Genomic DNA, 12,100 nt, shown 5'->3' on the forward strand with positions numbered 1-12,100 from the left:
ATTCTGAATTGTGGAGGTCACCCGCGATGAGCAGCCCGTCGAGCAGTCCCTGGAACACCCCCGAGCGCGCCGCGCTGCGCGAGCTGGTCCGCGACTTCACCACCCGGGAGATCGTCCCGTCCCTCCCGGCGTGGGAGGAGGGCGGCGAGCTCCCCCGCGAGCTGCACCGCAAGGCGGCCGGCGCGGGACTGCTGGGCGCGGGCTTCCCCGAGGAGGCGGGCGGGTCGGGCGGCGACCCGATCGACGCGCTGATCGTGGCCGAGGAGCTGATCCAGGCGGGCGGGTCCGGCGGCGTGGTGGCCTCGTTGTTCACCCACGGGATCGCGCTGCCGCACATCATCGCGGCCGGGGACAAGGACCTGATCGACCGGTTCGCGCGGCCGGTGCTGGCGGGCGAGAAGATCGGCGCGCTGGGCATCACCGAGCCCGACACCGGGTCGGACGTGGCGGGCATCCGCACCACCGCCGTCCGCGACGGCGACCACTACGTGGTCAACGGGGCCAAGATGTTCATCACCTCGGGCGTGCGCGCCGACTTCGTCACGCTGGCCGTGCGGACCGGCGAGCCCGGCTTCGGCGGCGTCTCGCTGCTGGTGGTGGAGAAGGGCACGCCGGGCTTCACGGTGTCGCGGGCGCTGAGCAAGATGGGCTGGCTCTGCTCCGACACGGCCGAGCTGTCGTTCACCGACGTGCGGGTGCCGGTCGCCAACCTGGTCGGGGCCGAGAACAGCGGCTTCCTCCAGATCGTGCAGAACTTCGTCACCGAGCGGCTGTCGCTGGCGGTGCAGGCGTACGCGACGGCGCAGCGCTGCCTGGACCTCACCATGGAGTACGTGCGGGTCCGCGAGACCTTCGGGCGTCCGCTGTCGTCGCGCCAGCTCGTGCGGCACAAGCTGGCCGAGATGGCGCGGCAGGTGGACGTGGCGCGCGCCTACACGCGGCAGATCGCCGAGCGGTACATCGCGGGCGAGGACGTGCTGACCGAGACGGCCTACGCCAAGAACACCGCCGTCTACGCCGTCGAGCACGTGGTGCACGAGGCGGTGCAGCTGCACGGCGGCATGGGTTACATGCGCGAGTCGGAGGTGGAGCGGCACTACCGGGACGCGCGCATCCTCGGCATCGGCGGCGGCACCAACGAGATCATGAACGAGATCGTCGCCAAGCGCCTGGGGTTCTGAACGCGCGCCGCCGGTGTCCGGGCGGCTCCGCCCGGACACCGGCGGCCTCCCTCACGCCTGCGCGACCGCGCCGCTCTCGATCAGCTCGTCGGCGTCGTCGAAGCCCAGGTCGGCCAGCACCTCGCGGGTCTGCCCGCCGGGCAGCACCGGCACGCCGTCGGTCTCCCCCGGCGTGCGGGAGAAGCGCGGCGCGGGGGCGGGCTGGCGGTGCCCGGCGCCCTCGACGAACACCTCGCGCGCGGTGTTGTAGGGGTGCTCGGCGGCCTCGGCCAGTGACAACACCGGGGCCACGCAGGCGTCGCCGGGCAGGAACACCTCGGCCCACTCGTCGCGGGTGCGGGCCTTGAACGCGGCGGCGAAGCGGTCGCGCAGGTCGGGCCAGCGGTCGCTGTCGTGCTGGCCGGGCAGGTCGGCGTCGGCGAGGCCGAGCTTCTGGAGGAACTCGGCGTAGAACTGCGGCTCCAGCGCGCCGACCGCGACGTGCTTGCCGTCGGCGGTCTCGTACACGTCGTACCAGGGCGCGCCCGAGTCGAGCATGTTGACGCCGCGCTCGTCGCGCCACATGCCCCCGGCCATGAAGCCGTGGATGAAGGTGGACAGGTGCGCGGTGCCGTCCACGATGGCGGCGTCCACGACCTGGCCCTTGCCGCTGACCTTGGACTCCAGCAGCGCGGCCAGCACGCCGACCACCAGGTACATGCTGCCGCCCGCGAAGTCGCCCAGCAGGTTCATCGGGATCTGCGGCGGGCCCCCGGCGCGGCCGATGGCGTGCAGCGCGCCGGTGATGGCGATGTAGCCCACGTCGTGCCCGGCGCTCTGCGACAGCGGGCCCTGCTGGCCCCAGCCGGTCATCCGGCCGTAGACCAGCTTGGGGTTGCGGGCCAGGCAGTCGTCGGGGCCGAGGCCGAGGCGCTCGGTGACGCCCGGCCGGAAGCCCTCCAGCAGCACGTCGGACTTCTCCACCATGCGCAGCACGAGTTCCTTGCCGCGCTCGCTCTTCAGGTCGACGGCGATGGAGCGCTTGCCGCGGTTGGTGAAGTCGGTGCCGCCGGTCGCGCCGCCGCCCCGCAGGGCCGCGGCCGCGCGGTCCACCCGGATGACCTCCGCGCCCAGGTCGGCCAGCAACATCGCGGCGAACGGACCGGGCCCGATCCCGGCCAGCTCGATCACCCGCACGCCCGACAGCGGTCCGTTGCCCATATCGTGTTCCCTTTCGCCGCAACCCGCGTGAATCCCGTTCGGTGCCCCCAGTGTGCCCGATTCGAGTAAGCGGCGACTGACTCGGGGTGCCGGTCAGCCCGGGTCGGCCTGGAACACCGGCATGGCCCGCCGCTGATGATCGGCGGCGGCGAGGGTGACCCGGCCGTCGGGGGCGTGCTCGGCGACCGGTCCCGCGACGGTCAGGAGCCCGCCGCGCACGGTCGGGCGGCGCACGAACGGCCCGTCGGCGGTGAGGACGGTGACCCGGCGGCTCGCGGCGGCCAGGTAGTGCCAGCGGCCCTTGGGCGAGCGCCACCAGGTGCCGCTCGCCACGTCGCGCTGGAGCCGCGAGCAGTCCCAGGTGTCGTCGCGGCGGCCGGTCAGCAGCGCCTGCCCGCGCCCGTCCAGCAGGGTCGTGTAGGTGACGCTGCGGCCGCCGCCGTAGGCGTAGCGGGTGCAGATCCAGCGGCCCCTGCCGCCCTTGTCGGGCAGGTCGCCGCGCCAGAACTCCCACGCGGTGGCCGACTCGACGTCGCCGCGTCCGGTCCGGTCCAGCGAGGTGGGGGCCGACGGGGCGCAGCCGAGCCGCCCCCACAGGGTGAAACCGTCGGGTTCGGCGTCGGGCGCGGCGTCGATCTGGTGGGGGCCCAGGCGGCGCACCGGCGCGGGCGGCGGCGGCTGGTACATCAGGTTGGCCGACTGGAGGCCGCCCAGGTCGGCCATGGTGTAGGGACGGCCGTGGGCGATCTCGGGCTGCCGCAGCTCGAACACCGGACCGCGCCAGCAACCACCGGACGCGGCGCGCACCGGGCCGGTGACACCGCCGCGGACCGGGACGTTCCTCCAGCGGGCCGCGCCGCCGAGGTAGGAGGCGCGGAGCCCCGTCACCCACGGCGGCAGCAGGTAGCGTCCGGCGGCCAGTTTCAGCGGGCTGGCCCCGCCGGGCAGCGTCCGGCCCTCGGGGAAGATCTCCAGGGTGCGGTTCTCGCCGCTGACGGTATAGCGGGCGACCCGGTCGGCGTCGTGCAGGAGCGCGATCCGGCGGTTGCCGAGGCGTCCGGCGTACAACAGTTGCGGGTCGCGGGCGGGCGGGGCGGTGCTGACGCCGCCGGACGCGGCCGCCTTGACGTCGCCGTTCCAGGCGCGCAGCGCCTCGCCGGTGAAGTCGCCGTCTCCGGCCAGGTCGCCGCGCGCGGGCCAGGTGTCCAGGTCGAGGCGGGTGGTGCGCCGCCAGGCCCCGGCGGGAGTGGCCGTCACGCGGTCGGCGCGTCCGACGGAGCGGTCCGCGAAGCCGGAGACATGGGCCTCGCCCAGGCCGCCCGTCAGGATGACCGCTCCCCCGGCCGCCACCAGGGCCGCCACGGTGGCGACGGCGGCGGCTCGGCGGCCGGAGTACCCGGGGCGGCCGTGGAGCCGGGCGTGCAGGCGGACGACGGTCGGGTCCAGCGTGGGCCGGGCCAGCACCTGGTCGCGGATCTCGGGCGGAACGCGCTCGTCCACGGCGGCGGCCTCGCGCAGCGCGGCGTCGGGATCGGCCACGCCCAGGGCGGCCAGGCGCTCGTGCACCGTCTCCTCGGGCAGCTCCTCCAGGTGCCGCAGCACGTAGGCGGCGCGGGCCTGCGGCGGCAGCGCCGCCAGCGCGGAGGTCAGGGCCAGGTCGTCGCCGCTGGGAGCGGCGGGCCGGACGCGCAACCACGGGCCCAGCCGGGTGCTGCCGCCGGTCAGGCGGCGGCGCGGGCGGTCCGGATGGTGGGCGGCCTGGTGGAGCACCCGGTCGCTCAGCCGGGCGTAGACCTCCTCGGTCTCGCCGGAGCCGCCGCGCCGGGAGCGGTCGACGATCCAGTGCGCCGCGACGAGCCGTTCGTGCTCGTCGAGCGTGCCGGGCAGAACAAGATACGCCATTCGGACAAGCCGACGATAACGCTTATTGATGATGGAATTCGGGCTGAGTTTCTCCGGCACGGGGAGACTCCTCCAAGAAAGCGGGGGGCGCCATGACCACTACCGATGGTCGCGCGAAAAGGGCGGCCGCGCCGCCGCAATGCGCACACCGGCGGGGAATGGCGCCCCCGTTTCCGGAAGGATCACCCGATAAGGGCCGTCAGCCGGTGCGGGCGGTCAGCGCCACGGGCGCGTCCGGCCGCCGTCCCGCCTCCGCGGACCGGGCGACCAGCAGCCGTCCCGCGACCTTCGCCCCGCGCAGCGGCCCTTCGGCGTGCGGTCGCAGGCCGCGCGCGGCGGCGGCCAGGTAGTACCAGCGCGCGGGCTGGGCCGAGGCGTGCTGAGCCGAGGTGTGTTGCTCCGGGGTGTGCGGGTCCGGGGCCTGCCACCAGGTGCCCGCGACCGGGCGGCGGTCGTCGCACCAGCCGGTGGCGTGCTCGCTCCGCTCGTCCAGCAGCGTGGACTGCGCGGTGGTGCCGCCGCCCGCGAACGCCAGGCGCGTGCACGCCCAGTCGGCGCGCGCGCCGTCGTGCGGCAGCCTGCCGGACCAGAAGTCCCAGGCCATCGCCTGGATGACGGGCCGCGCGGGCTGCGGCAGCAGGCAGCCGAGCCGTTCCCAGAAGCGGATCCCGGCGGCGTCGAGATGGGCGGCGTGGGACGCGGGCACCGGTTCGGACGCGGACTCGGACGCGGCCGCGTGGTGGGTCGGCGGCCGGTAGGCCAGCACGACCGGGCGGGCCCCGCCCAGGTCGCCCACGGTCCGGTGCCCGGCGGTCCCGCGCAGGTCCAGGACGGGGCCGCGCCCGCACCTCGTGCGGACGGCGACCGGCGCGGTGACGCCGTCGCGCACCTCGACCGGCCCGCCGCCGGGCACCGTGGCCCCGGCGTCCCAGGGCGACAGCAGGTAGCGGCCGCCGCCCAGCGCCAGCGGCGCGGTCGCCTCGGCCCCGGCGGTGCGCACCTCCAGCGCGCCGCCCGGCTCGGTGTAGCGCGCGACGCGGTCGCCGTGCCGCAGGATCGCGACGGGCGTGCCGTCGACGCGTCCGGCGTACAGCAGTTGGGCGTCGCCGCGCAGGCGGCGTTGCGGGTCGTCGCCGCGCGCCGCCCAGGCGTTCAGGGCGCGGGTGGTGAACGCCCGGTCGCGGACCAGTTCGCCGCGCGCGGGCCAGGCGTCCAGGCGGTGCGGCCCCTGGGCCCAGCCGCCGGGGGCGGCCGCGACCAGGCGCAGGTTCCCGGCGGCGGCCGGACGGCTGCCGCCCATCAGCGAGCCGCCGTTCTCGGTGACCACCAGCACCCCGACCAGCGTGGCGGTGAGCGCGGCGGCGGCCGCGATCGGCACCACCGGGCGGCGGCGCACCGGCCGCCGCAGCGCGGCGGGCAACGGGTCGGGCACTGTCGCGTCCGGGATCGGCGCGGCCTCGGCCGCCTCGATCACCTTCCACGGGTCGCGCACGCGCAGCGACACCAGCTCGTCGTGCACCCGGTAGCCGGGCAGGCCGGCGACGTTCAGCAGCACCCAGGCGACGCGGACCGGCGCTTCCAGCCGGGCGAGCGCGTCGGTCGGCGCGGGATCGGGCAGCGGCGCCGGCACGGCGCGCAGCCACGGCCCGAGGCCGGTCTGCGACCGCCGGGACGGCCGCATGGCCTTGCGCAGCACGCGGCTGCGGCGGCGCTCGGGCGGACCGCCGGTGCGGTCGACGATCCGGCGGGCCATCGCCAGCCGGTACGTGCGCTTCCCCTTGCCGGGAAGCACGAAATACGCCAGCCAGACTAGGTCGCCATGGACTCCTGGCGCCGCGGAATTCGCCCTGCCCTCTGCCGGCATCGCCGTTTCTCCCTCTGCACCACTGGTTCCCGTCCTTTGCAGGGCCGAGCGTAGGGAGCGCGGCGCGGCACCGGCGCGCAATTGAACGAACGATTAACCGAGAGGGCGGGCAATTACCGCCATTTCCGGCTCAGCGCGGGGGCGCGGCCACCCTTTCGCTGAACGAACCGTGGAATCCCATGGGAATGTGATGGCGCAGCCGCAGCGTCGCGACCGGCTCGGCGGCCACGTCCCGGGCGTCGAGCACCAGCAGCCGGGACCGGTGCTCGGCGGGGTCGTAGGCGAGCGTCAGCAGCCAGCCGTCGCCCTCGGCGGCGTCGGGCTCGCGCGGCACGAACACCGGTTCGCCGAAGCCGTGGCCGGGCGGCAGTTCGTGCGCGGCGTGCGCGCCGGTGGCGTGGTCGAGATGGTGGACGCCGATGGCGGTGGCGGTGCGCCCGGCGAAGTAGGTGTGCCGGTGCGGGCGGCCCGCCTGGCGGACGTCGGCGTGCGGCAATTCCAGCGGGCCGCTGTGGACCTCCTCGCCGACGACGCGTCCGGACGGGGTGATGCGGTAGCGCATCAGGCCGCAGCCCCACGGGAAGTCCCGGGTGCGGAAGTCGCGGAAGGCGGTGGTCACCTGCGTCCAGTCGGCGAACCGGACGAACTCCACCACCACGTCCTCGCCGTCCTCGAAGGCGTTCACGAAATGGAAGCCGAGCAGCGCGGGATGTTCGATGACGCGCGCCTTTCCGCCGTAGCGGGGCGCGATGACGAAGCAGGTCGGCCGGTGCGGCTGGTAGTCCAGCCCGTCGGCGATCGAGCCGGTGCCCAGCAGGATCTGCTTCACTCGCGGGATCACCGGGTTGATGACGAACACCATGTGGCGGCGGGTGAGCGCGAAGTCGTGGTTCCACGGGCTGTAGGGCAGCGGGACGCGCGGCAGATGGTGCAGCCTGCCGCGCGCGTCCACGCGGTAGCGGCGCAGGCTGCGGGCGCGCGTGAAGTCCATGCCGAAGTTGAACAGCTCGCCGGTGTCGGGGCAGCGCGACGGGTGCGCCGAGAACGCCGACATCACCTTCAGCCGCCCGTCGAAGGAGTGCTCCCCGAGCGTGTCCAGGCTGTCGGGATCGAGCCGGAACGGCCGCCCGCCCTCCCACAGCGCCAGGAGCTGGCCGCCGTGCAGCACCACGCCGGTGTTGGCGACGTTGGCGGGCGGGCGCAACATGTTGGCGAGCGCGCCGCCGGGCCGCTGGGTGCCCAGGCCGCGCAGCCCGACGCGGCCTCTGCGCTGGCCGTAGCGGTAGTGGCGGGTGCGCACGTACCGGTTGCGGTAGCGGACGCGGCCGCCCGCGAAGGAGAACATCGAGACCATGCCGTCGCCGTCGAAGATGTGGTCCAGCAACGACTCGCCGACCTGCCAGCGGCCCGGCCCGTTGCGGTACAGGGTGCCGGTGAGGCCGTCGGGCAGGGCGCCGTCGATCTCGTCGACCTCGTAGTCGTGCTCCTCGGCCAGGCCGTCGTAGACGCCGTGCCACGGTTCGGGCGCGTGCGGGTCGGGCTGCCGGGGACCGGTCGGGGCCGCTGCCGTCACGGGACGCTCCTTGCTCGGCGGATGCTCGCGCCCGCAGCGTGCCACGACCGGCGCTAGTAGTTCAATACCTAACGACTAGTCGGGCGGCCACTCGGCCGGGCCGCCGGGGCAAAAAGCTGTCCAAGATGGGTCGTCCCCCTCCCCCGCGGCGGCGCGACGGGGTAGAAGCCGGACATGACCGACGCGCTACCGGCCCTGCCGTACGACGCCTGGACGGCCACCAAGGACACCCTGCACCTGTGGACCCAGATCGTCGGGAAGATCCAGCTCGCCTCCACCGCCCCGCGCAACCACTGGTGGCACGCCACGCTCAAGGTGGACGAGCGCGGCTACGCCACCGGCCCGATGGTGCACGACGGCGTGCACTTCCGGATCGGCTTCGACCTCATCGACCACGACCTGTGGATCCGCACCGGCGACCGCGACGAGGCGATCCCGCTGCGCGACGGCCTGTCGGTGTCGGAGTTCTACTACAGCCTGGAGGCGCTGCTGCGCGAGCTGGGCGTGCACGTGAAGATCAAGGCCGAGCCGTTCGGGGTGCCGATGACCACCCCCTTCGCCGACGACACCGAGCACGCCAGCTACGACCGCGCGAGCGTCGAGGACTACCGGCGCGCGCTGTTCTGGGCGAACGGGGTGTTCGACGAGTTCCAGGGCTGGTTCAGCGGCAAGAGCAGCCCGGTGCAGCTGTTCTGGCACAGCTTCGACCTGGCGACGGCGCGGTTCTCCGGACGCCGCGCCCCGGACATGCCGGACGCCGACCCGGTGACGCGCGAGGCGTACAGCCACGAGGTGATCAGCTTCGGCTGGTGGCCCGGCGACCCGGCCACGCCCGAGCCGACCTTCTACTCCTACACCCACCCGGAGCCGGACACGCTGACGCAGCAGCCGCTGCGCCCGCCGACCGCGCGGTGGGCGCCGACCGGGATGACGCACCAGGCGCGGCTGCCGTGGGCCGACGCGCTGGCGTCCCCGCAGCCGCGCGACGCGGTGCTCGACTTCCTGCAGAGCGCCTACGCGGCCGGGGCGAAGACGGCGGACTGGCCGTACGACAAGCTCGACTCGTCCTTCTGCCCCGACCGGGGGCACGTGCGCCCGACGAGCACCGCGAACGGCTGACCCGGCCCTTCCGCGCCGTCAGCCGAGCGGCACCTCCAGCGTCGAGGGCGACTGCACGCTGAGGGTCTGGCCGAAGCGCCCGGCGTCGGCGTAGACGGGGTCCTTGGTGTCGACGACCAGCATCAGCCGGTGCCCGGCCGGGACGTCGAACGCGGTGGTCTGGAGGTTCACCGCGACCTTCTGCGGTTTGCCGGGCGTTCCGCGCAGCAGGCTGTACGCCTCGTTGGTGATGAGGCGCGCGTTGCCCTTGGCGTCCACGTCGTAGAGGTAGGACACCAGCGTGCCGGTCCTGCCGGACGGCGTGACGGTGAGGTTCAGGCGCGGCGCGCCGCGCAGCCGCCGCCCCACCGTCAGGACCGGGGTGGACCAGACGGCGGCGGTGCGGCGCGAGATGCGGCGCTGGTCGATCTGGTTGGGGATGCCGAAGGTCTGGAGGCCGCCGCTGACGATGACGAACCCGGCGGTGGCCCCGCTGTCCTGGCCGGTGCGCAGCGTGCGCCGCCAGGCGGCCGGGGTCACCGCGCCGAGCGCGCCGTCGCCGGACGCGGCGGGGGTACCGAGGCCGAGACGCTCGACGCTCCGGGTCATCGACGGCACGTCGCGGTGGCGCTCGATCCTCCGGTTCCAGGCGACCTCGGCGGCGACCTGCGGCTCGCGGTCGATGCCGTTGGCGGCCCCGCGCAGGTAGTGGTCGAACCAGCGGTGCGCGTCGTCCCACTGGCGGCTCGGCACGCCGAGGATGCCGCTGGCGTGCGGGGAGGCGTGGTCGCCGATCGACAGGTTCAGCCGCTTGGGGCCGGTCAGCGCGGTGAAGTGCTTGACCACCTGGTTCGGCGCGAAGATCATCTCGCTGTAGGCGTTGCTGATCAGGATGGGCACCCGGCGCGCGTTGAGCTGCGCCCGGTAGGTGGCCGGGGAGCGGACCGCACCCCACTTGACCAGGTTCGGGACGTTGCGGTTCGCGTTGAAGTCGTTCATGATCCGGTCGGTCTCGGGGCTGAGCCGCCCGGTGAGCCGGCCGGTGATGGCGAGCATCGCGTAGGACGCCATGTGCCGCGTCTCGTTGGCGTACAACGACTCCACGAGGTCGCCCCAGGTGTCCATGGCGACGACGGCGGCCACCCGCGCGTCGTGCGCGGCGACGATCTGGGAGATGCCCGAGCCGTAGGAGATGCCCGCCAGCCCGATCCTGGCGCGGTCCACCGGGGTGTGGGCGATCAGCCAGTCGATCGCCTTGGAGCCGTCGGCGCGGTCGTTGGGCCCGGCCACGTCGATGCCGCCGCCGGAGTTGAAGAAGCCGCGCGCGGTGTAGCTGAGGACGATGTAGCCGCGCTCGGCCAGCTTGGCGGCCTGGGCGATGTACTCGTGGTCCTCCAGCGTCCAGCTGGAGATGAAGACCACGGCGGGGTGCGGGCCCTTGCCGCGCGGCACGAAGACGTTGCCGTCCAGCTTCGCGCCGCCGACGCTCGGGATCATGATCTCCCGGTAGTCGTAGGCGGACCGGGCGGCGGGGGCGGGGGCCGCGTGCGCGGCGGGGGCGGTGAGCGTCGTACCGCCGACCGTTCCCGCGAGGACGATCGCCGCCGCCGACTTGTATCTGGACACAGGCCCCTCCCGACACGCACACCGATCCGAAACCGGAGTTTCGGCCCGCCCAGGACCAGGAAGTGGTTACTGGCGAGTAGAACGGCGTTCAGTGTGACAGAGGTGATCACTTGTGTCAGCGTGACGCACGTCACTGGACTACCCGTCCAACAAGATGCCGCGCCCGCCCCGTCCCGCCGAGATCGAACGCGAACGTTATCCGGCACGTCCTAGTCTGTGACCGCACCGAACGACGAACCCGGGGTGGACGTGGAAACCGCAAGCATCGGCCAGATGTGGGACCGCCTGACCGGCACGCAGCCGGACCCGCCGTGGTGGCTGGTGATCCTGGTCGCCCTGGTGGCGCTGGCCGCCGTCCTGCACGGGCGGACCTGGCGGGTGTCCCGCAACGTGGTGACGATCGCGCACGAGGGCGGCCACGCGCTGGTCGCCCTGCTGACCGGCCGCAAGCTGGACGGGATCAAGCTGCACTCCGACACCTCGGGCGTCACCGTCTCGCGCGGCAAGCCGCACGGCCCCGGCATGGTGTTCACCGCGCTGGCGGGCTACCTGACCCCGCCGCTGCTCGGGCTGCTGTTCGCGGTCCTGCTGGCCTTCGGCAAGATCACGTTGCTGCTGTGGGTGTCGCTGGCGCTGCTGGCGGCCATGCTCGTCATGATCCGCAACGCGTACGGCGCGCTGTCGGTGCTGGTCACCGGGGCGGTCGTGTTCGGCGTCTCGTGGTTCGCGGGCCCGACGCTCCAGGCCGCGTTCGCCTACCTGGCCGCGTGCTTCCTGCTGCTGGCGGGCACCCGGCCGGTGATCGAGCTGCAGCGGATGCGGTCGCGCCGGATGGCCCCGACCTCCGACGCCGACCAGCTCGCGCACCTGACGGGGGTGCCGGGCCTGACGTGGGTGATGTTGTTCACCGCCGTCGCGCTGGGCTCGCTGGCGCTGGGCGCGCTGCTGCTGGCCCCGGACACCCCGCCTCTCCCAGGCGTCTAGAGATGCCGCCGCCGGAGGTGCCCGAGGGCCCGCCGGTCGGGCTCGGTCCCACGCTCGCCAAGACGCTCGGCGATGCGCTCCAGAACGGCCCGGTCCTTGTTACCGGCGTACTTGAACTTGGCGCGGACATCGGTGACGGTCAGCTCCAGCCCGCGGATGCCGGGTAGCAAGCGCCGGTCGTCACCGTCCGCCTCAACAGGCAGTCGAACCGACCCGGCAGGCTCAAAGTGCGCAAGCTGCGCATTGAGAATGCGGGCCTTCTCCTCCGCCCCGTCCACGATCCGCACGTCACAAGCGAGCTGGACCGACGCGTAATAAGAGGTGGGCACGGCCCGCTCGACGGCCTGCCCGTCGTTGCGCCCCCACTCCGAGGGCGCGTACACGTAGTCGTCGATGACGGTCAGCAGCGCGCGAGGCCGTTCCTCCAGCGCCGCCCAGATCGGATTGGGCCGCGCCAGATGGAGCCGGACGGTGCTGTCCCCGTCGAACAGGAAGTGCGCGGGAGCCACCACCGGCAGATCCCGCTCCCGCCCCACAGCGATCAGTTGCCCGAAGTCGCGCCCGTCGGCGAGCCACTCCCGCCACTCCCGATCGTCGAGCGCGGCGTCCCAAGGATGAACCAGCATGCCGCCACGCTAGCGGGACCGCTTTCGGCCACTCACACCCCCTTCG

9 protein-coding genes are annotated in these 12,100 nt (G+C 73.8%); 3 read left to right on the plus strand and 6 right to left on the minus strand.

Annotated elements, in window-relative coordinates; all coding sequences use genetic code 11:
• Positions 1–26 precede the first annotated feature (26 nt).
• Positions 27–1,181: an acyl-CoA dehydrogenase family protein gene (locus AH6_RS33690; protein ID WP_067488318.1), complete on the plus strand. Its 1,155-nt coding sequence runs from the start codon at positions 27–29 to the stop codon at positions 1,179–1,181.
• 51 nt (positions 1,182–1,232) lie between these two features.
• On the opposite strand, the gene AH6_RS33695 is transcribed toward AH6_RS33690, so the two are convergent.
• From AH6_RS33695 to AH6_RS33710, 4 genes are all read right to left on the minus strand, one after another.
• Entirely contained in the window at positions 1,233–2,381 is a 1,149-nt protein-coding gene (locus AH6_RS33695; protein WP_067488320.1) for a CaiB/BaiF CoA transferase family protein, read from the minus strand.
• A gap of 93 nt (positions 2,382–2,474) precedes the next feature.
• Positions 2,475–4,283, minus strand: coding sequence for a hypothetical protein (locus AH6_RS33700; RefSeq protein WP_067488322.1), 1,809 nt, complete (start codon positions 4,281–4,283; stop codon positions 2,475–2,477).
• A 199-nt stretch (positions 4,284–4,482) separates the two neighbouring features.
• Complete coding sequence (locus AH6_RS33705) at positions 4,483–6,075, minus strand: hypothetical protein (protein WP_067488324.1); 1,593 nt, start codon at positions 6,073–6,075, stop codon at positions 4,483–4,485.
• Between the two features lie 202 nt (positions 6,076–6,277).
• Positions 6,278–7,720, minus strand: a complete 1,443-nt coding sequence (locus tag AH6_RS33710) for a carotenoid oxygenase family protein (RefSeq protein WP_218005999.1) — start codon at positions 7,718–7,720, stop codon at positions 6,278–6,280.
• Between the two features lie 174 nt (positions 7,721–7,894).
• Between AH6_RS33710 and AH6_RS33715 the strand changes: the two genes are divergently transcribed.
• Complete coding sequence (locus tag AH6_RS33715; protein ID WP_067488326.1) at positions 7,895–8,839, plus strand: DUF5996 family protein; 945 nt, start codon at positions 7,895–7,897, stop codon at positions 8,837–8,839.
• A gap of 18 nt (positions 8,840–8,857) precedes the next feature.
• On the opposite strand, the gene AH6_RS33720 is transcribed toward AH6_RS33715, so the two are convergent.
• On the minus strand, positions 8,858–10,444 hold the full coding sequence (locus tag AH6_RS33720; RefSeq protein ID WP_067488328.1) for a CocE/NonD family hydrolase: 1,587 nt from the start codon (positions 10,442–10,444) through the stop codon (positions 8,858–8,860).
• 273 nt (positions 10,445–10,717) lie between these two features.
• Between AH6_RS33720 and AH6_RS33725 the strand changes: the two genes are divergently transcribed.
• Positions 10,718–11,428, plus strand: coding sequence for a M50 family metallopeptidase (locus AH6_RS33725; protein ID WP_067488369.1), 711 nt, complete (start codon positions 10,718–10,720; stop codon positions 11,426–11,428).
• On the opposite strand, the gene AH6_RS33730 is transcribed toward AH6_RS33725, so the two are convergent.
• Positions 11,425–12,054, minus strand: a complete 630-nt coding sequence (locus AH6_RS33730; RefSeq protein WP_067488330.1) for an FMN-binding negative transcriptional regulator — start codon at positions 12,052–12,054, stop codon at positions 11,425–11,427. The genes AH6_RS33725 and AH6_RS33730 overlap by 4 nt on opposite strands.
• Positions 12,055–12,100 lie beyond the last annotated feature (46 nt).

The sequence above is a fragment of the Actinomadura hibisca NBRC 15177 genome (assembly GCF_001552635.1).
In the GTDB taxonomy this organism is placed as follows: domain Bacteria; phylum Actinomycetota; class Actinomycetes; order Streptosporangiales; family Streptosporangiaceae; genus Spirillospora; species Spirillospora hibisca.